This window comes from Insulibacter thermoxylanivorax, from assembly GCF_015472005.1.
GTDB lineage: Bacteria > Bacillota > Bacilli > Paenibacillales > DA-C8 > Insulibacter > Insulibacter thermoxylanivorax.
The window spans coordinates 196,046-219,603 of record NZ_BMAQ01000001.1 but is presented as its reverse complement, the minus strand read 5'-3'; the positions used below and the strand labels follow the sequence as shown (position 1 = coordinate 219,603).

Sequence of the window (23,558 nt, the reverse complement as noted above, 5' to 3'; positions counted from 1 at the left end):
TTCGATAAACTAGGATATATACGAATTATATTGATAGTAGTATATATCACAGTATATCACAGTCGCTTGCTGTCTGACGGATGTAAAGTGTGGAAGTCACCGGCCGAGGCGGAGTGTCTCGATCAACTTGCCGTCTTCGAAGCGTATGTAAGCATAGTAATAGATTTCGCCGTCAGGGTGCGGAACCTTGTAGTAGACTTCATAGCACAACTCGTCTTGCCAAACGCCCGGCGTCACACGAATGATCGACGCTAACGGGCTGCTGTTCAGAACGATCCGCCGCGTTTCATCCTCTGTGATTCCTTCCTCCAACGGTTTGACGATGGTTTGCTCTTCGGATACCCATACGATCTTCGCTTGTCCTTCCTCATCCATCCCTTGGATGATGAACCAGGGCTGCTCGCCGTTATAGGTTTCGGAGGACCATACTTCGATTAGCTGGCCGGCATAGACCGCCTCGCTGACGCTCATATCCCGCTGTTCCCAATACGATGCATGGATCGATACATACCAGCGATGTAAGAGGAAGAGAGCCAGAAGCACAAGGGTGACACTGCTGATGATGGCCGCCCGAATGGTACGGCGCCTGCTCTCTTCCCGCCATTCTTCCAATCTGCTTCTAGCCATTTAACCGTTCAAAGCATCTTGCCGCTTCCCAGCGGATCTGCTCTTCGTCCAGAGTCGTTAGTGCTCGATTCTTTAACAGCTGTCTGCCATCAACCCATACATCGGTAACATCATGTTGGGAAGCGGAATACACGATATGCGAAACCAGATCCGTATGCGGGATCATATGCGGTTGATCGATGTCAATGGCGATGATATCCGCTTTGCAACCGGGTTTTAAGAGTCCCACCTCATCAAGCCAGATCGACTCAGCGCCTGCGATCGTACCCATGCGAAGCGCCGTTAACGCCGGCACTACGGTCGGATCATACGTAACCCCTTTGTGCAGCAGTGCGGCCAACCGAATCTCCTCAAACATGTCCAAATTGTTGTTGCTGGCCGAGCTGTCAGTGCCCAAGGAGACTTTCACCCCGGCACGCAGCAGTTCCGGGACACGGGCGATGCCGCTTGCCAGCTTTAAATTGCTGCCAGGATTGTGGGAGACTCGCACATCATATTCAGCCAAGATGCTGATCTCCTCATCCGTCAGGTGGACGGCGTGAGCCAGCAGACAAGGCCTGTCGAACACACCGAGCTTCAGCAGATGCTCGACGGGTCTTGCGCCGTAATCCTTCACATTCTGTTCCACTTCCTTGATCGTCTCTGACATATGCGTATGGATGGGCAGATTCAGATCGCGGGAAGCCTCGACGAATTGTTCAATATAATCCGGCGGGCATGTATAAGGGGCATGCGGCGACAGCATCGTCGTGATCCGGCCATCGGCTTTGCCGTGCCATTCCTTTGCGAAGTTAACGGCATGCTGCAGCTTCGCCTGCTGCTCCTCCTTCGAGCACAGACCGATAACGCCCCGCGTCAAGACGGCGCGCATGCCCGACTCTTCCACAGCAGCGGCGATCACCTCCGTATGATCGTACATATCAACGAAGGTCGTCGTTCCGCCCTTGATCATCTCGACGATGGAGAGCAGCGAACCATAACGCACATCCTGTTCCGTGTACTTCGCTTCCATCGGCCACATATGATCTTCAAGCCATACTTGCAATGCCAGATCATCAGCATAGCCTCTTAGGAGAGACATCGGCGTGTGACCGTGGGTATTGACCAGGCCGGGCATGAACAGTTTCCCTTTGCCGCTGATCGTCTCATCCGCCTGCCAATCTTCCGGCGCCTGCCCGCCGACTTGAATGATCCGGTCATCCTCGATCAGCAGATCACCGGAGGCATACAAGTTCTGTTCATCCATCGTTAGATACAGCCCATCTTTGATCCTTATACGCAAAGCTCCCTACCTCCTGACTATTCTTCCTCTTACAAGTAATCCCAGAACTCACTCCAGATAATATGCCAAGCTTAACAGATCTGCTGTAAAATCTGCATAATGCACCCGGATGTGCTCGGGCACTTTAATGATCGTCGGCGCAAAGTTCAGGATCCCCTCAATGCCTGCCTCAACCAATTGATCAGCGACGTTCTGCGCCTCCGATGCAGGCACGGTGATGATCCCTACCCGGATGTTCTCGGCTCTAATCTTCTCATGCATCTGACTGAGCGGCAGTACAGTCAGATGATTAATCGTCTGGCCGATTTTGTCTGGATGATTATCGAAGACCGCTTGGATCTTCATATTGTCCTTCTGATACATATTGTAGTTGCAGAGGGCAACCCCCAGATTACCCGCCCCGATCAGCGCCACATTGATCGTCTGATCAAGCTTTAAGATCTGCCGGATCTTCTCGATCAAATAACTGACATCATAACCTATCCCCTTCTTGCCGAACTCTCCGAAGTACGCTAGATCCTTGCGGATCTGAGCCGGATTGAGATCAAGCCGATTGCCCAGTTCCTGAGATGACACCGTTTGAACATTTCTCATGCTCAGCTCATTCAGATAGCGAAGGTAGATCGGCAAACGACGCACGACGGTTTCGGATATTTTGAGCGAAGACTTCATACTACCCCTTCCCTTCATCGTCAAGTATATGAAGACTGCAGCCACTCTCGAATACGTGCGGCCATGTCAGCAGCAGCGGATTGCTCCATACGCGGTTTAGGCAGCGATCGCAAGAAATATTTGCCATACTGCGTATCGATCACTCGAGTATCATACACGACAACGATTCCTCTGTCATTAACCGTGCGCACAAGCCTGCCGAAGCCTTGCTTGAACTGGATAACCGCCTGCGGTACGGAATATTTCATGAATGGATTCATGTTGCGGCTCTTCATATATTCGCTCTTCGCTTCCACATAAGGGTGATTCGGCGGCTGGAAAGGCAGTCTGACGATCGCCAGAACGCTTAACGCATCACCCGGGATATCCACCCCTTCCCAGAAGCTGGAGGTGCCAAGCAGCACGCATTTGGGCGTTTCTTGGAACATGCGAATCAGCTTGCTGCGGTTTGTGCTCTCGATTCCCTGTCCAAGCACCTGCATATGGTGCTGGGTCAGGCGGTTCTTGAGCTCACCGTGCACTTGCCGCAGCATCTTGTACGAGGTGAAGAGCACCATCATCCTGCCTTCGCTGACCAGCGAGATCTCAGCCAGCGAACGAACCAGCATCTCGAGGAAGCGATTGTCGGCGTGTGAACCGCGTATGCTTGGAAAATCCCGCGGGATCAAGACAAGTGCCTGTTCATCATAACGGAACGGCGAAGGGAGCTGGACCGTCTTCACCTGTCCTTCGTCATGGGCTTCCTTAAGTCCTAGCTGTTCAACCACATAATCAAAGGTTTGATTAACGGACAAGGTGGCAGAGGTCAGCACGACGCTCTCCTTCTGATCGAATAACTGGTCCTTGAGCAGCTCACTCACATCGATCGGCACGCTCATGAACGACAGCGAGCGATGCTTGTAGAAGGCATTCGCCTCAATCCAGTAAACATAATTAGGATCATCAAGCTGGATCAAGAAGCGCAGGTGGTCTCGGATTTTCACAAGGTTCACGATATTGCCGCTGAGGTCCGTGACCGCACTCTGCAGATTGTAACTGCTCTCAGCTTCCTTCATCCCCGCTGCTACCTTCTCCAGCTTGCGGCAGATGTCCGTTAATTTCATATAGATATTGTCCTCTATATTTACGCAATCATCCCAGTTTCCAGGAAGCTGCTCTTTCTTCAAGCGCAAGACCATGCTGTTGTCCCCTTGGGAAGTGCCGGCGGTTCTCTCCGCAGCTTCGTAGAGAATTCCGGACAAGTGCTCCCAGTCCTGCTTGACCTCATGAATCACCGGGATCAATGTCTCAAGCTGCTCGGCCCATGCCTGACCTTGTTCATGGCCGCTCGCCGCCAGTTGCTCGATCAGCGGATAGATCGCCCCTGATCTCGCATCCTTCACAAGCCAGTTCAAGGGGTTCAAGAAGGAATAGTAGCTGATCTCGATCCCCATATGTTTACTGGCCGTCTGTTCGAAATGATGAGCTTCATCGATGACAAGCAGATCATAATGGGGGATAATCCGGTTCTCCGCCCGGACATCGGTCAGCAGCATCGAATGGTTGGTGATGAGGATATCCGCCTGCGCCGCTTCATTGCGCGACCGATGATAATAGCATCTCCTAAACCATGGGCAGGCGCGGTTCAAACAAGAATTGGTGTCACTTTCCACCGTTCGCCAGAATTCCTTGCCGCGGGGGTTCAGGTGCAGTTCTTCATCATCCCCGGCTTCCGTCTCCCCAAGCCATACGAGGATCTGAGCAGCGGCGATATAATGATCTCGGCTGTCATAATCACGTTGGGTTAGGCGCTGCTCAAACTTGCGCAAGCACAGATAATGGTTCCTGCCTTTGAGGAGTGCAGCTTTGAACGGGTAAGGCGAGATTTCCATGAGCAGCGGAAGATCACGCTGCCGGAGCTGCTCCTGCAGATTGATCGTATGCGTGCTGACAACGACGCGCCGCTCCTGGGACAAGCTCGTATATAGAGCAGGCAGCAGATAGGCCAGGGATTTGCCCGTGCCCGTTCCCGCTTCGATGAGCAGATGTTTGCTGTCCTGGAAGGCATCGTATACCTCGCGAATCATCGTCTCCTGCTCTTCCCTCTCCTCATAAAGCGCGAAGGAACGCTTGAGTCTCTGCTTAACGAGTTCGTAAAATTCTTCGAAGCTCAGGTCAAGAAGGACCTGCTCTGCTTCCTCTTCCCCGTCTCCCTCTCCGGCCTCCGTCCAATCGCCCGCCTTCAGATGCAGCTGGCGGAAATAGGTTCCCTCATCCATCTCCAAGTCTTGACTCATCTCACGCACGAACCTGTACTGATCGATCAAGAAGTGCAGATCGGCAAGGTCGCTGCGTCCCGCAAGCAACGAAGATAACCGCTGCAGTGTAAGCAGCGGCAGGCGGTTCAACCTGTCCAGGCATAGAAGCCATACCTTCGCCGTAGCAACGGCGTCTTGATCGGCTCGATGCGGCTTGTCCAAAGGAACGCCGAGTTCATTGCACACCATGTGAAGCCGCAAACTTCCAAGCTGAGGGTAGCAGATGCGCAGCAAATCCATCGTATCGAGCACGCGCCCAACAAAGGGAGCATACCCCGCTTCGATCAGCATGCGCTGTAAGAAATCCAAGTCAAAATTAACATTGTGCCCAACCAACATCCGGTCTTCCAGAAGCGGCAGAATCTCTGCTGCCACTTGTTCAACCCTCGGAGCTTGGTCGACCATCTGCCGGCTGATCCCCGTCAGCTGTTCGATGAATTCCGGTATCTCCTTATCCGTATATACATAAGAGGCATAAGTGCCCGTGATTTCCCCATCATCGACGAGGGCAATGCCGATCTGAATCACCGCGTCGTCGGAGCGATTGCCCGTCGTCTCTACATCGATTACTGCAAATTTCATCCCATGTTCTCCAATCTTATGGCTTACCTAACGTGGTTGCATGATCAGCATGCAGCTGCCAACAGCAGCCAATATGCGTCTGCCGACATGCAGCTATATCTAATCGTCTCACGGCATTAGATGACCGTCATGCCGAACTGAAGTCCTTCATGATCTTTGCCGCATAACTCGAGATTCGTGCTGGGATCCTCGTATGTCGGATCCAGATCGATAGCTTTCTGAAAATATTCTGCGGCTTGTTCGATATTGCCCTTCTTCGCTTGGATGCAGCCAAGGGCATTGTAGGATACAGCCAGAAACTTCTTGTTCTCCGTCAAAGGAACGATCAGATTTAAATGCCTGCTCGCCTCGTCAAGATCTCCCTTCTGCAGATAACCCATGGCCAGATATAACCGGGCAACAAGGAAATCACCGTATTGTTCAACCAGTTGTTCAAACTCCTTGATCGCCTGTTCAAACATAAACAACTTATAATATCCTTGACCGCGGCGGAACGTTTCAGATGCCAATCCGTGATGCAGCCATTCGGCTGAGGATTCACCCTCGATGCTCTTCACAACGGATGCCATCTTCTCTTCGAACAGGATCCATTGTTCAAGATACTGGTCGCTCATCTCCTTTAAGGCGAGCAGCTGTTCCTCCAATTCCTCCCTGCGGGCTCCGATTGCCGCCGGGTATTCCACGATGATCTGATCCAATATTTCATGCATGCAGTCGAATAAAGATTTAAACATCATGCCGCATCCCCGCCTTTTTTCCTCATTGTGTGTTGTCAGCGGGGATTTCATTCTCATGCGGCATGCCACTTTTATCGAATCGTACCGTGGATTTCAGCGTTGACTACTTCCAATACCTTATTGTCTGCACCCATGATCGCCACCTTCGGCTGATGGGTGCGCACTTGTTCTTCAGGCACCTGAGCATAGGCCATGATGATGACGATATCCCCCGGCTGCACGAGGCGCGCTGCTGCGCCGTTGAGGCAGATCACGCCGGAACCCCGCGGGCCCGGAATAGCATAGGTGATCAGCCGCGCTCCGTTGTTGTTATTGACGACCTGCACCTGTTCATTGGTTGCAATGTCGACCAAATCCATCAGATCCTCATCGATGGTAATACTGCCCACATAATTCAGATTCGCTTCCGTTACAGTCGCTCTGTGAATCTTGCTCTTAAGCATCGTGCGAAACATCTCAGACCAACCCCCCTTTAGCCGTCCACAAGCGGTTATCAATGAGTCTGGTGCTGCCAAATCTAACGGCAAGAGCGGCGAGTACCGGCTGCTGCTGCAAGGTGCCGGCGATCTTCACCCGATCCGGGAGAGGCTCCAACCCAGGAAAGGTAACAATTTCAATATAATCAATGTCCGCAAGCGGCGCCATTTGGATCTTCTGCCTAATCATTTCGCGAAGTTCCTCGCAAGTTCCTCCCTGCTGCGTGTGAATATATTCATCTGCAGCTTCCAATGCTTGATAGAGCACAACAGCCTGCCTCCGCTCCTCTTCATTCAGATAGACATTGCGCGAGCTGAGAGCCAGTCCGTCGGCTTCCCGCATCGTCGGGCAAGGAACGATCTCCACCGGTATATTCAGATCTTGTACCATCTGCATGATCACCGCAACCTGCTGGGCGTCTTTCATGCCAAAATAAGCGCGGTCAGGGCCTACGATATGGAACAGTTTAGACACGACGGTGCAAACCCCGTCAAAATGCCCCGGCCGCGAAGCCCCGCACAGCCTCTCCGTAATCTTCCGCACTTGAACAGTAGTGAGTACTTCCCGTGGATACATCTCTTGAACTTTCGGTATGAAGACAAGATCTGCCCCGGCTTCTGCGGCAATCCTAAGATCCCGTTCTTCATCCCGGGGATATCGTTCAAAATCCTCGTTCGGTCCGAACTGCAAGGGGTTCACGAAGATGCTCAGGACGACCAGATCAGCTTCCTGTCTTGCGCGGTGTATCAGACTCTCGTGTCCTCCGTGCAGATATCCCATGGTCGGCACGAAGCCGATGACTCCCGCGGGGTGTTCAATTCGATATTGCTTGATCTCTTGCCGCATCCCTGCAATGGTGCGAATGACTTTCATCGCGGATTCTCATCTCCTGCTGAAGAGTTATGCTTGAGCTGGTCGATAACTCCTTCATCGTTGTGGTAGACGTTCTCTTCCCCTGGGAACTTCCGGTTCTTAACCTCGCTCACATACTGGGCAATCGCCGTCTGAACCGTGCTTCCGATGTCCGCATACTGCTTCACAAAGCGCGGTTTAATCGGCGTCGCATAGTTCAGCACATCGTGATAGACGAGCACCTGGCCGTCACAATATCTGCCGGAACCGATGCCGATGGTCGGGATGGTCAGCTGTTCCGTGATGTGGGCAGCGAGTTCCTCCGGCACCATCTCCAGGACGATGGAAAAAGCGCCTGCTTGTTCCAATGCCTTGGCATCTTGCACAAGCTTCTCCGCTTGCTCCAAGCTCTTGCCCTGGATCTTCCAGCCGCCGAGCTGCAACACGGACTGCGGCGTAAGACCGATATGGCCCATCACCGGGATGCCGGCTCTGACGCAGGCCTCTACATGTTCTGCGATTTCCGCGCCGCCCTCCAATTTCAGCGCATGAACCCGCCCCTCCTGCATCAGCCTGGCGGCGTTAGCGATCGTCCGATCGATGCTGCCATGATAGGTGGCGAAGGGGAGATCAGCAACCACGAAGCAGTGATCCGCGCCGCGCGTCACCGCTTTGCTGTGGTGGATCATATCCTCCAAGGTGACCGGGATCGTCGAATCATACCCCAGCACGACCATGCCCAGGGAATCGCCGACCAGGAGGATGTCTGCCCCGGCTTCTTGCGCAAGCTTCGCTGAGGGATAGTCATAGGCGGTAATCATCGCGATCGGCTCGCGGTTTACCTTCATTCGCCTGATCGTGGAAGTGTTGAGCTTTTTGACTTTGTCACTCATGATTCATTCCTCCATGTTCTTAGGAAGGACCGAAACGGTGAGTATATAAAAAACCTTAAGCCTGCCAGCTTAAGGTCCTATGCACACAAGAAAGAATCCATCAGTCAAGATCCCTTCTGTCTCAGTCCTTAAGGTTCTAAGCAGAATCCGACCTTACCATAGTACAGTTTGACGTTGTTCAATTGCATACTGTCACGGCACGAGTGCAGTTCCAGTCCGGATACCGCCTCATAGTTCCAGTATAATACAATCCGTCCGTTGTGTCAGCTGGTCGAAGCGATGATTTCTCCTGAATAAATATACGTTTCATTGCCGCCTTCCAACTTTATCACTAATGCGCCGTTTTCGTCAATGGCGATCGGCTCGCCGCGAATCGCCCCCTGCGGGGTGGTCAGTTCAATGGGTTCATCAGGCTGCCAGGCATAGAGATCCCAGATCGTGCGAAATACCGAAAACCCCTCTTGTAAGTATAAGTCAATCAGCAATTCTAATTCGTGGAGAAAGCTGGCGATGATCTCCTCCCTATCCCATGTCCGCCCGCTGGCTGCCGCCAGGGAGGTCGCCCGGTGCTGGAGCCAGTCAGGGAACTCATCCTGCCGCACGTTCACCGTGATCCCAACGCCCAAGATCATCCAAGTCTCACCTTCGTGACTAAAGGATTCCACTAGGATGCCGCTGATCTTGCGGCCGTTCACCAGGAGATCGTTGGGCCATTTAAGGTGGATATCGAGGCCCGTCAGCCTGCGCAGTACGCGGCACAGAGCCGCAGCAGCGACGATGGTCAGCTGGGGCATGTGCCGCTGCGGCAGATGAGGCTTGAGGATCAGGCTCATGTAGATCCCGGAGCCCGGCGGCGAGTACCAAGTTCTCGCCAGCCGTCCCCTGCCTGCCGTCTGCGTCTCTGCAAGGACGAGCAATCCCTCATCCGCCCCTTCGCGAATGAACTTCGCAGCGATATCCTGCGTTGACGTCGAGGTCTCTGTGTAATGGATCGTGTGCCCGTAGCGGCGGCCGCCTAACAGGCTGCGCAGCTTCTCCACTTGGATGCAAGCTGTCAAGATGGATCCCACTTCCTCATATAATCTTCTGCAAGCCGAAGCAGTTCCTGCTTCTCATTCACCGCTTCTCCCATGGCCGCATCGACGGTCAGCTCATGTAATAAGCGGCTGATCCACGGCCCCTTGCGCGCCCTCAGATGCATCACATCGCGCCCGCTCACCGCCAGATCAGCCGGAGTCCACACGCTCATCTCCGCCAGCCAATCCGGCATTCGCCGGACCGTGAGTTCATGCCATGATTCCGTGCGATAAAGATCTCTCACTTCATACAAGATTTCGGCAGCTTCCCGTCCATAAGTAACTGCGCCGTCGCACCAGATGCGCCTGAGATCCCGTTCCGCAAGCGGCGCATCGGCAGCCGTCTCCCGCCGCATATGCTCATACATCCTAAGGGACTTCACGATGCGGCTGCGCAGCTCGTTGGTGAAGGTCAGCTTCCGGGCGATCACGTCTGCCTCATCACTCGTATGTTCTCCAGCCAGGAATAAGCTTACCCAGCGGGCGAGGGGGGACATGCGCACGAGCTTAAGCTCGGCCAGCAGCCGCTCCTTCGCGTCTGATGCTGCGAACGGCCGCCAAGCCAGCTCTTCCTTCGTATAGGCGAGCAGTCGAGAGCTGAGGAGGAGCAGCACGCCGCGGTCCGGATCTTCGCCCTCGATCGTCTTGCTCAGTTCGATGCGCACGCGTTCCATCGCGATATGCTTCATAAGCGGGCGCAGGGCGAGAATCGCTGACCAGGCTTCTTCGTCGATCGCAAGGCGGTAATTCGCCGCGAAACGAATGCAGCGCAGCATGCGCAGAGCATCCTCTTCGAACCGATGCGCCGCTTCGCCGACACAGCGCAGCACCCCCTCTTTCAGATCCTGCTGCCCGCCGAAGGGGTCGATGACCTGACCGTTGATATCCATAGCCATCGCGTTAATCGTAAAATCTCGCCGCGCCAGATCCTCATGCAGCGAATCAACATACTCCACCGTCTCCGGCCGGCGGTGATCTTTGTACTCCCCGTCCTTCCGGAAGGTCGTCACTTCGAAGCTGTGCACGGGCATGACGACGGTGACCGTACCATGCCGCAGCCCCGTAGGAACGGACCGCGGGAACAAATGCATCACGTCCGCCGGGGCGGCGGACGTAGCGATATCGATATCATGTACAGGCCTGCCTAAGAGATGATCCCGCACAAAACCACCGACCAGATAAGCCTTGAAACCAGCTTGCTGCAAGCGAGCCAAGATCTGCCTCGCCTCTTCCAGCAATAGATTCGCATTCATCATCGGTTACAACCCACCTCGTGCACATCTTCCGCTCCGGGCGGATCCGGTTGCTCACTGCCGCCGGCGGGAATGCCGAGCACGCGATGATAGATCTGCTCGTAGAGATCGGTGATCTTCGTGCTGTTGAATTCGTTGCGAGCGCGCGCGATGCACTGCTCGGACAACCTGCGATAGAGATCCGGATCGCTCAGCAGCTTCACGGTATGTTCAGCCATCTGAGCAGTATCCCCTATCGGCGCCAGATAACCGGTCTCACCGTGAGCGACCAGCTCCGGGATGCCGCCGACGCGGGATGCAACCACGGGAACGCCGCAGGCCATCGCTTCAAGCGCGACCAAACCGAAGCTCTCCTTCTCCGAAGGGAGCAGCAGCACGTCAGCAAGGGAGATCACATGGGCGATATCATTCTGCTTGCCGAGGAAGAATACCCGATCCTGCAGCCCTTCCTCCTGGATCTTGGCATGCACCTTGTGCAGTTCCGGTCCTTCACCGACGAAGAGCAGCTTGCAGGGCAGCTGCTGCGCCACCCGGCGGAAGATCTCGACGACATCCATGGCCCGTTTGACCGGACGGAAATTGGAGATGTGCATCAGGATCTTCTCATGGGGCTCGGCATATTCCCGGCGATGTTCCGTCACATCCTTCGGATGGATGATGCGGCTGTCGATGAAATTGTACGTCAGATCGATATGGCGGTCGATCTGCAAGAGACGCCGCGTCTCTTGCAGCAGATCCTTCGACACCGCAGTTACCGCATCGCTGCGGTTAATGCCGAGGCGAATGATCTCCTTCAGCGCCTGGTCGTGCCCGAGGACTGTGATATCCGTTCCATGGAGAGTGGTCACGACCTTGAGATGGTCGCCGACCATCTGCTTGGCCAAGATCGCACACACGGCATGAGGCACTGCATAATGCACATGCAGCAGATCGAGACCGTGGATATTCGCCACCTGAGCCATTTTGCTGGCCAGGGACAGATCATAAGGCGGGTACCGGAACACGTAGTAATCGCTCACCTGAACCTCATGATAGTAGATATTCTGATGGTATTTGCCGAGTCGGAAGGGCATGCTTTGGGTGATGAAATGCACCTCATGACCTCGTTCTGCAAGGCTGATGCCTAATTCCGTTGCGACAACGCCTGATCCGCCCAAGGTAGGATAGCAGGTGATGCCGATCTTCAATGAAGGATGACTTTGCTGCGATGATTTCTGCGTTGGGTCCATAGAATCCGTCCTCCTTATAGATGGCTCGGCACTACAGCTTGTCCTGGGATGAGCAGGTTTTAGCCGTTATCATCCTTGGATCGATACCGCTCGACATGCTCGCGCCATGCAAAGTCGCCGCGGTCCAGAGCTCTGACAAGCAGTTCGCCCGTTGCGATATTCGTAGCCAGCGGGATGCCGTAGACATCACACAGCCGAAGCAAGGCGTTGATATCCGGTTCGTGAGGCTGCGCCATAAGCGGATCGCGCAGGAAGATGACCAGATCCATATCATTCTCCGCCACCATCGCACCGATCTGTTGATCCCCGCCGAGGGGGCCGGACATGAAGCGGTGAACTTTCAGCGACGTATGTTCCATGATTTTTTTGCCTGTGGTTCCTGTAGCATAGAGCTGGTGTTTGGCAAAGACATGCTCATATGCAATAACGAAATCCACCATTTCGTCCTTTTTGCGGTCGTGAGCGATTAGCGCGATTTTCATCGTACACTCTCCCTAATGATGTCTAGTCGATAAACTGTTCAAAACCATAGACGATGCCTTTGAGTTCCATGACTTTCTTGACGGCGGTCTTCACCCCGGGCATATATCCCGCTCGGTCATAGGAATCATGCCGGATCTTCAGCGTCTGTCCGAAAGCGCCGAAGATGACCTCCTGCTGTGCAAAAATCCCCGGCAAACGCACGCTGTGAATGCGGAAGCCGTCATACAGTCCGCCGCGAGCGCCCTCTATCTTCTCTTCTTCATTAGGATTCCCTTGCCGGAATTCTTCACGCACCGCGGAGATCCATTCGGCTGTCTTCACCGCCGTCCCCGAAGGGGCATCCAGCTTCTGATCACCGTGATATTCGATGATCTCCACATGCGGGAAATACTTTGCCGCTTGGGCCGCGAATTTCATCATCAGGATCGCCCCGATGGAGAAGTTCGGCGCGATGATCCCGCCGATCCCGCGTTCCTTGGCAAGCTTGTCCAACATATCGATCTCATCACGGGTAAAACCGGTCGTGCCCACGACCGGTCTAACGCCGGATTCGATCGCGATCTTCGTATTCTGAACGGCCGCTTGGGGCACGGTGAAGTCCACCATCACATCGGCACCGGATTCGAGCAAGGCAGAGGAGAGATCATCGGCGATGATCACACCGCAGGGTTCTGCGCCAACCAATCGTCCGGCATCCATTCCCTGAGCTCCCGGGTCAATCGCTGCAACAAGCTGCAGTTCTTCATCTCCCAATACCATCTTTACCACTTCGCGGCCCATGCGTCCGCCGGCACCGCTGACAGCTACTTTTATCATATTGCTTACTCCTTTGCTTACGGTATATTCATATAAGGTTGAAATTGCACCTTATATTGTTCAATATGTTGTAATGCGGCTTCATGCTGCGGGCTCAGCTTCAGCACTTCTTGCACGGCCTCAGCAGCCTGCGGGTATCGGCCTTGTTCCGCATAGATCGCGCTTAACAACAGATAGGTTTCCAAACACAGCGGATCCTTACGAACGGCTGCTTGGAGCAGCTTCTCAGCCAGCCTTAGTCTGCGGGAGCCGCCGGTCTCGGCTAGTTTCTCAGCTTGCTGCACCATCTCGACGGCCTGCAGATGCAGATGGTGGAACCGATAGGTGTCGTGCGCCGGTTCCAGATCGCAGGCTTTGCGTGCATGAGTCAATGCTGAAGGCAGTCTGCCGCTGCGCGCATACGTGATCGACAGCTTATAATGATATTCTGCATTATCCGGCTCCATCTCGATCGCTTGCTCGAAGGAGCGGATCGCCTGTTCGAAATCATTGTCCAGAATGGATTCATAGGCTTTCTTGATCTCTCGTTTGCCGTCCATGGGCGCACCACCCTCCTTATATACGGCTGATGGTACAGCATATGACGGCCTTTAAGGTTCGGTGTTAATTTTGGTCCAGCGGTTCGAATCCCGGGTGTTGAACTTCTCCATCACCTTGCGATGGGCTTCTGTCAAGTCGATCTGCAGGGAATTGGCAAAACATACAAGGATAAAAAGCAGATCACCCAGCTCAAGTTCGATGGAGTTCTCCGGTTCATCCGGCTTCTTCGGCTTCTCTCCATAGAGGTGATTCACCTCGCGGGCCAGCTCTCCCGCTTCTTCCATGAGGCGGGCGAGCAGCGCCAAGGGACTGAAATAGCCTTCTTTAAACTGCGATATGTATGCATCGACTTCCCGCTGAATCTCTGTCAAGGTTTTCTGCTCCATGCTTACCCCTTCCTCGGTGTTGACTTTTACTCTCATGTTAACGCAAAGTGGATTTGATGACAAATATTTTTGTATGGGAAGTTTAATATAATGAAAACTCACTCGAATGGAGGAACAACCGGTGAAAATCAGCTTCTGGAAACATCTATTCCGAACAGTCATTCCCATCCTGCTTGGAACGGCGATCTATGCCTTCGGTTTACATATGTTCCTGATCCCCAATCAATTCATGGAAGGCGGAGTTACGGGAATCGCCATCTTGTTAAATTATATGTTTGATTGGCCGCCCTCGTTGCTCACCCTGCTGATCAATATCCCTCTCTTCCTGCTCGGTCTGCGGTTCATCGGCAAGGTGGAAATGATCTATACGATCCTCGGCACCCTGTCCCTCTCCTTCTTCCTCTGGGTTATGGAGAGATTCATCGACAGCGGTATGCTGCTTACCTTCCAGACAGAACAGGACTTCTTCCTGGCTACCTTGTATGCAGGAGTAACCACGGGGCTCGGTCTCGGCATCGTTTTCCGCGCCGGCGGAACGACGGGCGGCTCCGATATCATTGCTAGAATCGCTTATAAACTCAAACATTGGCCGATGGGCAGAACGATGCTCTGGATCGACGCCGCCGTCATCGGCGCATCGTTCTTCTATATTCCGCGTGAGAAAATCCTATATACCTTTGTCATCGTCTTCATCGCAACCCGGATCATCGACTTCATCCAGGAAGGCGCTTATGCAGCCAGAGCTTATACGATCATCACGGAAAAAGGCGCGGAAATGGCCGATCTCATCACGCGAGAGATCGACCGCGGGGTTACGATTATACCGGCCAAAGGCGCTTATTCCAAGCAAGCGAAGGATATCATCTACTGCATCGTCTCGCGGTCGCAGATGCACCGGCTGAAGCTCCTCGTGCGTTCCGTTGACCCGCGGGCGTTTATCGTCATCAGCGAAGTCCAGGATGTGCTTGGCGAAGGTTTTCGAGAGGAACATTGATTCCTCAGCGCTCGTTCTTCTTCCTCCCCGTTACCGGCACAACGTCCATTTCGCTTTGATATTTGCGATAAGCGACGAAACAGAGCACGGTGATGATGATCGAACCGATCACCAAGGTCCAGTAGGTCGGATTCTGGCCTTCGGCATACGGCAAGTATGCGGATACATCCTTGCCGAACAGCTCATCCCATGTACGGGACAATTCCGCAACCTGCTCCAGCAAACGGTCATCTATGACGTTCGCTTGCTGCATGAAGAAGGCGAGCAGGGATTCGATCTTCACATTCAGTTCAATCGGTCTCGAGATCAGAACTGCGGGACGAATGACTTGATAATCTCTGTAGATCTGCTGTGCCGCCTGGATGACATTCCGTCCTTCTTCCACGGCCTCGCGCAGCTTCTCCGTATCGGTGCGCAGCGTTTTCTCATATTCCAGCCACAGCGGCTGATGCCTGTGCAGCAAGGCATCCGTCGTCAGGCGCACCTGCGCAGCCGCGATCTGCAAGCGGGCCGGTTCAGCCTGCACCGCATTCATGAGTTCCTTAGCCTGGACGATGGCGGTCATCAGTGCTTCCATGCCTTCCACGCTGGTGATGCCCGCCCATTCGATGCGGCCGGCAAGTTCCCCAAGTTCTCGCATGCGCTCTCGAGCCGCCAAGAGCTCCCCCTTCATCAGCTCCGCATACATACGGTCCGCCGTCTCATCTAACAGCTGCAGCCGCTGCTGTTGCTGCGGAGGGACCCTCCTCTCTTCATCGAGATCATCCCTATGCGTTTCATCGGGCAATCCGCCCGCATCCCCATTACAGCCTGCAAGGATCGCACAGACGATCACCAAGAAGCCGGCGATCCAACGGTATCGCTTAGATAACACTGGACATCCCTCCCTTATTCATAACATATGGGGGGATGTCCACAATTAGACTATGTACCCGGCAACTTTCTCTGCCGTAGGCAGATATAAAGTGCAGCCAAGGCAATCGAGGCGATGCTCATCACAAAAGTAAATCGTTCCACATCTGCCAAGTACGGAAGAAGATGTCTGGATAACCACGGATACACGGCGAGCCGGTAATCGATGATATCATTCATGATCGTCCACAGGGCCACCCAGGCCAGATGAAGCAGACGATAACGGAAAAACCTGCCGTAGACACAGGCGGCAAAGACCATTGCTAAGTGGGATGCCGTTAACATCCCGTGCTGCCAGTGGTAAGGTTCACCTAGTGCATAAGCCCAGTAGATGATCACCACGGCCCAGATGCCGTACTTCACCATCGTCACCATGGCGAAGGCTTCGACGAAGCCCCGCACGAAGCCGATGCGTGCGCCCTGTTCAATCCCGCCTAGACGTCCGCGATGACGATCATAAGCGAGATATAACACGGCGAATGTGAAGAATAAGCTGGCCGTCGGGCTGTCCGGTACGATCGGCAGCAACCAGGGTGAGATATGATAGAAGGTATCCACCAGCTGATTCCAATACCAGTAATAGCCGTATACCGTACCCAGACCCACGACGACGATCAGCGTGTGCAGCATCCAGCGGCTGAGCAAGTTCTCTTGGCTCCAGAACCATCTCCACAAACCACGGATTGACAAAAGTATGACTCCCCTCTGTGCGAAATTGCTGTCAATCTGCAAACAGTGAAAAGAGGGCTGACCCGCTGCCGGCAATCTTTCTTGCCTGCAAGCGAATCCTCCCTCCATTGCGGTTATGTTATTCTTCTTGTGTTTGTTGCTTCGCAAGCCAATCGGCAAGCACTTGCAGATCATCTTCGGTCAGACCCTTGTTCAAGTTGTCCTGCAGCTGACCGGCCATGATCCCTTTCCCATTAATAATGATATCATGAATCTCATCGGCTGTATACTTATCACCGATTCCCCGCAGGCTTGGCGCGAAGCTTGAGCCCATCAAGTCTGTGCCGTGGCAGTTCAGACAGGTCGAATTCTGATAGATCTCATACCCGGCTTCATCCACAGCCACGAGGGGAGTCGGTTCTTCTGCCGCCCTCGGCGCACCGCCTTCGATCTCGCCGTCGGCAATGAGTCTTGCCCGCTCGATATGCTCCGGCGTGATCCCCTGCTCTTCCAATGTACGCTCATAATCCGTCCATGCGACATAGGTCAGATAGATCATCGAAGCCAAGGTTAAGAGCATGACCCCTGACGCGACGGGCCGCTTGTACCAGCGCCGCTCCTTGCCGCGGTCAAGCCATGGGGCGAGCAGCAAGGCGCCGAAGGCAATGCCCGGCACGAGTACAGCACCGAACATGACGAAGCTCTGGGATACATAATCATACTTCAAGAACTGATACAAGAACAGGAAGTACCAGTCCGGAATCGGAATGAAGGCGGTGTTGGTCGGATCCGCAGGATAACCCAGCGGCGGCGGTTCTGTCATCACCAAGATCATAAAGCCGACCAATACGACGGCGCCGACCATCCATTCCTTCAGCAAGAAGTTCGGGACAAAGGCCTCGGTCTTGCCCGGATATGCCGAATAATCTTTCGGAATATTCGTCCTCTGTACGCGGCGCACCCTAGAATCGCCGACATATACTACTTTCTCCGTATCCTTGCGGTCTTGAGCCATATCTAGTAACCCCCTTCCATCACAGCGGTCCCGAGATACCCTGCCTGCGGATCATGATGAAATGTGCCGCTAAGAGACCAAGCAGGATAGCCGGCAAGATAAATACATGAAGGGCGAAGAAACGGGTCAAGGTCTGGGCACCCACGATCTCGCCGCCTTGCAGGAACTCCTTGATGATATCGCCGACGAAGGGGACGGAAGCTGCGATCTCAATCCCGACCTGTGTGGCGAAATACGCCTTGTTATCCCATGGCAAGAGATAACCTGTAAAACCAAGGCCGAGAATGACTGCGAAGATCAGTACGCCGACGACCCAGTTCATCTCACGCGGCGCCTTATAAGCACCAGTAAAGAAAACACGAAGCGTATGTAAGAACATCATCACAATCGTCAGCGAAGCACCCCAATGGTGCATACCGCGTACGATCTCACCGAATTCTACCTTATACTGAAGATAGTCTACGGATGCATGCGCATTCACAATATCCGGCACATAATACATCGTCAAGAATACACCGGATAAGATCTGAATCATGACGAGGAAGAAGGTCAATCCCCCAAAGCAGTATACGAACGCCGAGAAGTGATGCGCCGGGTTCACATGCTCCGGTACCTCATGATCGGCCACATCACGCCACAGCGGTGTGATGTCCAGGCGCTCGTCGATCCAGTTATAGAGTTTGTTCATCATCGATTATGTACGCCCCTTTCACACACGCGTATTCGCCTTAATCGGACCTAGATAAACGAAGCCATCTTGAAGCTTGACCTCGTATTCATCGAGGGGAGCCGAAGCAACGGCCAGTTCTTTGCCGTCAATGGTATATCTAGCACCGTGACAAGGGCAGTAAAACTCATTTGGTGCATGTCCTTCCGGCGCCCAGCTTACGACGCAGCCAAGATGCTTACACTTCGGCGAAAGCGCATAGATGGTGCCGTCCGGAGCCTTTGCAATCCATGCTTCCATCTCAGGTTTGCTGTAATACCAGCCATCCACCTGTTCAACCTGGAACTTGAAGCGGGTAGGCGTAGAAGTTATCTCCGATACTTCCGCGACTTTCACAAAGTTCGATTGGGACTTAGCCTGCAGCAGCGGATCAATCGCAAACCTTAGGTTCCACACGAGCGGAATACCAATTAGAAAACCGCCCGTTCCGCCAAGCGTATAGTTCAAAAATTGACGGCGGGACATCTCACGCATCTTGGTCTTAGGTTGTTGTCCTTCCGTTGGGTGCTGAATAGTATGTTCGCTCATCAGTCGTTCCCCCCCCTTTGTCAATCGCAAGTTCAGCACTAGATAATATTACCTTCACCGCATTAAGACATAATAATAATAGCCTAAGGTCTATAGAGCGTCAAGAATGGCGCAAGGGCAAAAGTCACTTCAATCGGCGGTGTTCAACGATTTGTTATGAATTTGTCACATCTCTGTGAAAAATATACTGCGGGGAATCGCATGAAAAGTCTTGCTATTGCCAGAGTTTCATGATCAATTCGGGGACGGCGGAGGCATTGGCAGGCGTAATCACCAGATCCGCCTCTCGAATCTCCGCTAAAGATTCCATCAATGTAACGACGATGACATAGCGGAAGCCGCTCTCCCGCAGGCCTTCGACCACTTTGTCCAGCTGAGCCCGCAGATCTTCGGCGTCCGCCGCATAATGCCAGGCAGGATAAGTAACCGTTCTGCCGTGATACGGGATTTCCAGCAGATCGAGGAGATCGCGCAGCTGTTCCAAGCGTTCTCCAGCTTCTACTGGGGATTCCTTGCCCGTCAGACCTGTGACGGGCAACAGGCACGTGTCCAGATACAATCGCAGTGCCAGCCAATCTTCCTGTCGGAGTTCGCTGAACTTCACGATGGCTCACCCGCTTGCTCCGCACGGTATTGCTTGCCTTTCCTCACATAGTTGGCAGCGTTGTTCTTCATATGTTTAAGATCCTCCTCATTCAACTGACGGACCACTTTGGCCGGCACGCCCAGCGCCAAGGAACGCGGCGGAATCACCGTGCCTTCCGTGACCACGGCACCCGCGCCGATCATCGCGTATTCCCCAATCTCCGCACCATTTAATATGACGGCACCCATTCCGATCAGCGCGCCGCGGCGAATCGTGCAGCCGTGTACGATCGCTGCGTGACCAATGGTTACACCATCTTCAATGATCAACGGTTGATTCTCATCTGTATGTCCCACTGCCAAATCCTGCACATTGCTGCGCCTGCCGATGATGATCGGTGCCACATCTCCGCGCAGCACTGCATTGAACCAGACCGAACTGTCCTCACCGATGCTCACATCCCCGATCACCTGCGCTCCCGGCGCCAGATAGACCGAAGGATGGAGCTTGGGCTCAACCCCTTGATATTTGTGCGTCATATCGTCACTCTCCCATGTATGGTGATATGCCAACGGCAGCAGGATCTCGGCTAATCCTGCTCCCATAGCAGCGGTACGGTTTCTTCCAATTCTATCTTCTCTTCCTCCGGGATATAAGCTCCTGACAAGATGCGATCGCCGAGCTCACTGATCCGGACGACCATGCCCAGTTCCCGATCCTCTCCGATCTGCAGGAGACCCAGATGCATCATCATATGAAGGATTCGTTCCCTTAGAATCTGTTCAGGCTGGTCATAATAGAAGGGCTGGATCATCTTCACAAGGCTGGATTGCAGGGAATCCGCGGTTGTCCACGTTCGGCACAGCCGATACAGCCACTGAACAAGGGCCTGCAGATTCGGAATCGGGCCTTTGTACAACTTCAGCCAGAAGCGATAGATTTCAGCCGGATCTTCCTTAAGCTCGCGCAGGACCTTCTTCGTACCTTTCTCTGTCAGTTGAAGGCCCTTCTCAGTCTCTGCGATCAGCCCGGTGAAGTAACAATAATCGTAGATCAATGAGAGACGGCTGGGATAATCTTTGAACCTGCGCCCATAGCCGAACCGCCATCCCCGCGACTTGATCAATTCTTCTTTGACATGAAAAGCAGCCATCAACTGCTCTTGCGTGCGCTTGTACATCGTCCCTTCCACCGTGAGCGCCACCTCGTGGTGATGAACAAAGCGCAGGAATTGCCATACATCCCGGCCGATGATCATCTGTTCATCCCTGTAGGCTTCAGGCTGATCAATATAGACCAGCTGCCGGCTGAGATGGGAAGCGAAACTGTCGCAGAAACGCTTCTTGATATCCTCCGGCATGCGAAACAGGTGCCTCGTCTGCTGGGAATGACCGTTGAACAACCAGCCGCGCCGTCTGAACTTCGCGATCATCTCCCGCGGACTGATCTCTTGCTCCTGCTGCTCTCCGCCGACTCTGCCCGGACGCTCCTTCACCGCCTGGCTGACAAAGGCCGTTAATTCTTCTAAACTGTAATAAGACCTTCTGTCGAAGAGCAGACGGTTTAACAATCCAATCTCCCCATCGTTCAGTTCGCTGATGAAGGGATCGAAGGAATCCTTGCGATGAAGCGCAGAAAGGATCGCTTGAATCAGCTCATTCTTCGAGTGGCTGCTGCATTCGCAGGCATATTGCTTGGCGATGGTATCCAGCAAGCCGATATCCGCGTAGCACAGCATCTCTGACAAGTTCATGATCATCCCTCCGTACTGATGCGCGTGTTCGCTTATAGTACATTATGGGATGATCGGGAATTTTTATGCGGCAGAACGCTTAATCCCGGATGCGGTGCGCGACGAAATTATGAAGCTTAAGCGCCCATCCGTTCCCTTCTTGCTTAACGATGGTTAGCGAAGCATTATCGATATACGCATCGGGAAGATCCGGGATCAGGAGTTTGTTGAAACGCTTTAGAAATCCGCCGTGGCTGACGATCAGGATTCGCTTGCCGCTCTTTGCAGACAGCAGATCATCCAGGAACTGTTTGCCGCGTGCTATGATCCGCTCCTCTGCCTCCATCCCCGCTCCTTCCAATGATTCACCATAGCGAGCGACTCGTTCCTCCGCCGTCAAGCCTTCCGCATGACCAAAACTCCTCTCTCTGATCCGAGGATCGATCTGTACCTGCGGCAGTTGCAGCGTATCGGCGATGATGCTCGCCGTCTTGTATGCGCGCTGCAGATCGCTGCTGTAGATGGCATCCCATGGGATCCCGTCTTGCTGCAACCAATCTGCCAGCACTTCTGCTTGCCTTCTTCCTTCTGAATTAAGCGGGATATCCGTCTGTCCTTGAATCTTGCCGGCTGCATTCCAATCCGTCACCCCGTGACGGATCAAACCTAATATCGTCATCTGTCTCTGTCTCTCCATTCCATTGCTGTAATTTCATAAGATGCTATGTGGTTGGATATTTCTATTTTCTCTAGAGTATATCGGTTATCGCCGATTCCAGCAATGGACCTTTATCGACATCCTTCGGCTGACAGACATGTTGAAACCAATCTTCACAAAATAATTAAGATCCCTTCCGCTGGAAAGGATCTTACGCGCTGTTACAGCTGTTATATAACAAAACCATTTGGATCCGTTAGCTCTTGTCTTACATGCCTTCAGTTGGGCTGGGCTAGGAGCGCAGTCTCGAGAGCCAATTCATGGTCAGCAAGGAGAACACGATTCCGATAATCGACATTACGATCAGATAATCCGGGTAGGAATCCACCTGACCCATATCGAGCACGAAGGGAGCCGTGATCGAAGCCGTCGGAATCTCCTGGCTGAACAACGCCAGCTGCACGGCGCTGTCGCCGCTCTGCGCGCTCATCACCGGCACAACTCCTGGACGGAAGGCATATGCTTGAACCTCTTCCTGATCTGAGACGATGGAATAGATGAAACTGGTGAGGAACAAGGCAAGGCAGAAACCGATCACCGCGCTGATGCGCAATTTCATGCTCCTCGTCAACGAATAAGCGCGCTTAGCTACGGGAAGCCGCCAGGACTCGTCCGCATAGATTCGCTCCATGACGGAGGCTGAGATCGAACTTCTCGTCGCAGGCACTACCGTTTCAATGCCGGCATCCCAGATGAGTTCTCCACTTTCTTCCCACAGTTTGAACTCCTCCGCGCAGCATGCGCATCTTCCGATATGCTCGTCTACCGCCATCTTCCTCAGATCATGATCAGGCAAGTCCCAATATTGACCTAGTAATTCTTGCACATCCTTACATCTCATCGTGATTTCATCCCTTCGTACTCCTCAAGAATCGGCTCTTGGATATAGGGCTCCAGCTGCATCTTAACACTGGCTCGCGCGCGGAAGAGCAAAGACTTGACAGAGCTGACCGTTTGCCCCAGGATGTTCGCAATCTCTTGGTAATCGAGCTGGTCATATTCTCTAAGGATCAGTGCGGAGCGCTGCTTCTCAGGCAGATTGTTGATCGCCTTGCGCACCATGGAGACTTTCTCATAACGGAGAACCGTCTGTTCCGGCTGCGCTTCCGGCGCAATCTGGGGCTGTACGGTAATCTCCTCCAAGGAAACCTGCTGTGCTTTGTGCTTGCGCAGTTCGCTGAGCACCGTGTTGCGCGCAATCGTATACAGCCACGTGGAGAAGGACGCTTCGACTTCGCGAAACGTCGACAGGCTCCTGTAAGCCTTATAGAACGTCTCTTGACATAGATCTTCGGCCATCGATTCCAATCTGGAGCTCTTTAACATATGAAAAATAAACGCAAGGATCTTACGCTCATATCGCTCTATCAACTTCGAATACAGTTCGACGTTGCCGTCTTTAATCTCGCGGATCAATTGGGAGTCGTTCATACGCCGTACCTCCTTGCAAGAGCAAGGCGCCGACCTCCGCCGTT

Annotated in this window: 27 protein-coding genes; 1 reads left to right on the top strand and 26 read right to left on the bottom strand. The window is 53.5% G+C overall.

The genetic code is table 11. From position 1 onward, the window contains the following. Positions 1 to 96: 96 nt before the first annotated feature. The 15 genes from PRECH8_RS01100 to PRECH8_RS01030 all read right to left on the bottom strand — a co-directional run bounded on the left by PRECH8_RS01100 (position 97) and on the right by PRECH8_RS01030 (position 14,202). Positions 97 to 627, bottom strand: coding sequence for a cell wall elongation regulator TseB-like domain-containing protein (locus PRECH8_RS01100; RefSeq protein WP_200965211.1), 531 nt, complete (start codon positions 625 to 627; stop codon positions 97 to 99). After that, entirely contained in the window at positions 620 to 1,873 is a 1,254-nt protein-coding gene (locus tag PRECH8_RS01095) for an amidohydrolase (protein WP_200965263.1), read from the bottom strand. Before PRECH8_RS01095 ends, PRECH8_RS01100 begins: the two co-directional genes overlap by 8 nt. A gap of 84 nt (positions 1,874 to 1,957) precedes the next feature. Further along, complete coding sequence (locus PRECH8_RS01090) at positions 1,958 to 2,581, bottom strand: redox-sensing transcriptional repressor Rex (RefSeq protein WP_200965210.1); 624 nt, start codon at positions 2,579 to 2,581, stop codon at positions 1,958 to 1,960. Positions 2,582 to 2,601: 20 nt separating this feature from the next. Next, positions 2,602 to 5,460, bottom strand: coding sequence for an ATP-dependent DNA helicase DinG (gene dinG / locus PRECH8_RS01085; RefSeq protein ID WP_200965209.1), 2,859 nt, complete (start codon positions 5,458 to 5,460; stop codon positions 2,602 to 2,604). Positions 5,461 to 5,576: 116 nt separating this feature from the next. Next, complete coding sequence (locus PRECH8_RS01080) at positions 5,577 to 6,194, bottom strand: tetratricopeptide repeat protein (protein ID WP_200965208.1); 618 nt, start codon at positions 6,192 to 6,194, stop codon at positions 5,577 to 5,579. A gap of 74 nt (positions 6,195 to 6,268) precedes the next feature. Then, entirely contained in the window at positions 6,269 to 6,652 is a 384-nt protein-coding gene (panD, locus tag PRECH8_RS01075; RefSeq protein ID WP_200965207.1) for an aspartate 1-decarboxylase, read from the bottom strand. A gap of 1 nt (position 6,653) precedes the next feature. Next, a complete protein-coding gene (gene panC, locus PRECH8_RS01070) occupies positions 6,654 to 7,547 on the bottom strand; it encodes a pantoate--beta-alanine ligase (protein ID WP_200965206.1) in 894 nt (297 codons plus the stop codon). After that, positions 7,544 to 8,419, bottom strand: a complete 876-nt coding sequence (gene panB, locus PRECH8_RS01065) for a 3-methyl-2-oxobutanoate hydroxymethyltransferase (protein ID WP_200965205.1) — start codon at positions 8,417 to 8,419, stop codon at positions 7,544 to 7,546. Before panB ends, panC begins: the two co-directional genes overlap by 4 nt. Before the next feature lie 263 nt (positions 8,420 to 8,682). Continuing rightward, positions 8,683 to 9,477 carry a biotin--[acetyl-CoA-carboxylase] ligase gene (locus PRECH8_RS01060; RefSeq protein WP_200965204.1) on the bottom strand — a complete coding sequence of 265 codons (795 nt, stop codon included), beginning with the start codon at positions 9,475 to 9,477 and terminating at the stop codon, positions 8,683 to 8,685. Then, entirely contained in the window at positions 9,474 to 10,751 is a 1,278-nt protein-coding gene (locus tag PRECH8_RS01055) for a CCA tRNA nucleotidyltransferase (RefSeq protein WP_200965203.1), read from the bottom strand. Before PRECH8_RS01055 ends, PRECH8_RS01060 begins: the two co-directional genes overlap by 4 nt. After that, positions 10,748 to 11,977 (bottom strand): N-acetyl-alpha-D-glucosaminyl L-malate synthase BshA, encoded by a 1,230-nt coding sequence (gene bshA, locus PRECH8_RS01050; RefSeq protein WP_200965202.1) that lies wholly within the window; start codon positions 11,975 to 11,977, stop codon positions 10,748 to 10,750. The genes PRECH8_RS01055 and bshA overlap by 4 nt, the downstream gene beginning before the upstream one ends. Before the next feature lie 59 nt (positions 11,978 to 12,036). Then, the gene (gene mgsA, locus PRECH8_RS01045; protein WP_200965201.1) at positions 12,037 to 12,459 is read right to left on the bottom strand and encodes a methylglyoxal synthase; all 423 of its coding nucleotides are present in this window, start codon (positions 12,457 to 12,459) and stop codon (positions 12,037 to 12,039) included. Between the two features lie 22 nt (positions 12,460 to 12,481). Continuing rightward, a complete protein-coding gene (dapB, locus tag PRECH8_RS01040) occupies positions 12,482 to 13,276 on the bottom strand; it encodes a 4-hydroxy-tetrahydrodipicolinate reductase (RefSeq protein WP_200965200.1) in 795 nt (264 codons plus the stop codon). Between the two features lie 17 nt (positions 13,277 to 13,293). Beyond that, positions 13,294 to 13,815 carry a tetratricopeptide repeat protein gene (locus PRECH8_RS01035; RefSeq protein WP_200965199.1) on the bottom strand — a complete coding sequence of 174 codons (522 nt, stop codon included), beginning with the start codon at positions 13,813 to 13,815 and terminating at the stop codon, positions 13,294 to 13,296. Between the two features lie 51 nt (positions 13,816 to 13,866). Next, positions 13,867 to 14,202 carry a nucleotide pyrophosphohydrolase gene (locus tag PRECH8_RS01030; RefSeq protein WP_200965198.1) on the bottom strand — a complete coding sequence of 112 codons (336 nt, stop codon included), beginning with the start codon at positions 14,200 to 14,202 and terminating at the stop codon, positions 13,867 to 13,869. 121 nt (positions 14,203 to 14,323) lie between these two features. Here PRECH8_RS01030 and PRECH8_RS01025 point away from each other — a divergent pair, with 121 nt between their 5' ends. Continuing rightward, on the top strand, positions 14,324 to 15,196 hold the full coding sequence (locus tag PRECH8_RS01025; RefSeq protein ID WP_371871157.1) for a YitT family protein: 873 nt from the start codon (positions 14,324 to 14,326) through the stop codon (positions 15,194 to 15,196). Between the two features lie 4 nt (positions 15,197 to 15,200). Here the strand turns inward: PRECH8_RS01025 and PRECH8_RS01020 are convergent, their stop codons facing one another. From PRECH8_RS01020 to PRECH8_RS00970, 11 genes are all read right to left on the bottom strand, one after another. Continuing rightward, complete coding sequence (locus PRECH8_RS01020; RefSeq protein ID WP_200965196.1) at positions 15,201 to 16,070, bottom strand: sporulation protein YpjB; 870 nt, start codon at positions 16,068 to 16,070, stop codon at positions 15,201 to 15,203. Positions 16,071 to 16,120: 50 nt separating this feature from the next. Beyond that, a complete protein-coding gene (locus PRECH8_RS01015) occupies positions 16,121 to 16,798 on the bottom strand; it encodes a DUF1405 domain-containing protein (protein WP_200965195.1) in 678 nt (225 codons plus the stop codon). Positions 16,799 to 16,916: 118 nt separating this feature from the next. Next, positions 16,917 to 17,792, bottom strand: a complete 876-nt coding sequence (locus PRECH8_RS01010; RefSeq protein WP_200965194.1) for a menaquinol-cytochrome c reductase cytochrome b/c subunit — start codon at positions 17,790 to 17,792, stop codon at positions 16,917 to 16,919. Between the two features lie 19 nt (positions 17,793 to 17,811). Continuing rightward, the gene (gene qcrB / locus PRECH8_RS01005; protein WP_200965193.1) at positions 17,812 to 18,483 is read right to left on the bottom strand and encodes a menaquinol-cytochrome c reductase cytochrome b subunit; all 672 of its coding nucleotides are present in this window, start codon (positions 18,481 to 18,483) and stop codon (positions 17,812 to 17,814) included. Between the two features lie 18 nt (positions 18,484 to 18,501). After that, complete coding sequence (locus PRECH8_RS01000) at positions 18,502 to 19,047, bottom strand: Rieske (2Fe-2S) protein (protein WP_200965192.1); 546 nt, start codon at positions 19,045 to 19,047, stop codon at positions 18,502 to 18,504. Positions 19,048 to 19,261: 214 nt separating this feature from the next. Further along, entirely contained in the window at positions 19,262 to 19,651 is a 390-nt protein-coding gene (locus tag PRECH8_RS00995) for a DUF2487 family protein (protein WP_200965191.1), read from the bottom strand. Further along, entirely contained in the window at positions 19,648 to 20,172 is a 525-nt protein-coding gene (locus PRECH8_RS00990) for a gamma carbonic anhydrase family protein (protein WP_200965190.1), read from the bottom strand. The genes PRECH8_RS00995 and PRECH8_RS00990 overlap by 4 nt, the downstream gene beginning before the upstream one ends. A gap of 50 nt (positions 20,173 to 20,222) precedes the next feature. Further along, positions 20,223 to 21,386: a hypothetical protein gene (locus tag PRECH8_RS00985; RefSeq protein WP_200965189.1), complete on the bottom strand. Its 1,164-nt coding sequence runs from the start codon at positions 21,384 to 21,386 to the stop codon at positions 20,223 to 20,225. A gap of 79 nt (positions 21,387 to 21,465) precedes the next feature. Then, complete coding sequence (locus PRECH8_RS00980) at positions 21,466 to 22,062, bottom strand: histidine phosphatase family protein (protein ID WP_242457354.1); 597 nt, start codon at positions 22,060 to 22,062, stop codon at positions 21,466 to 21,468. Between the two features lie 253 nt (positions 22,063 to 22,315). Further along, positions 22,316 to 22,924, bottom strand: coding sequence for an anti-sigma factor (locus tag PRECH8_RS00975; RefSeq protein WP_200965188.1), 609 nt, complete (start codon positions 22,922 to 22,924; stop codon positions 22,316 to 22,318). Continuing rightward, positions 22,921 to 23,514: an RNA polymerase sigma factor gene (locus tag PRECH8_RS00970; RefSeq protein WP_200965187.1), complete on the bottom strand. Its 594-nt coding sequence runs from the start codon at positions 23,512 to 23,514 to the stop codon at positions 22,921 to 22,923. Before PRECH8_RS00970 ends, PRECH8_RS00975 begins: the two co-directional genes overlap by 4 nt. Positions 23,515 to 23,558 lie beyond the last annotated feature (44 nt).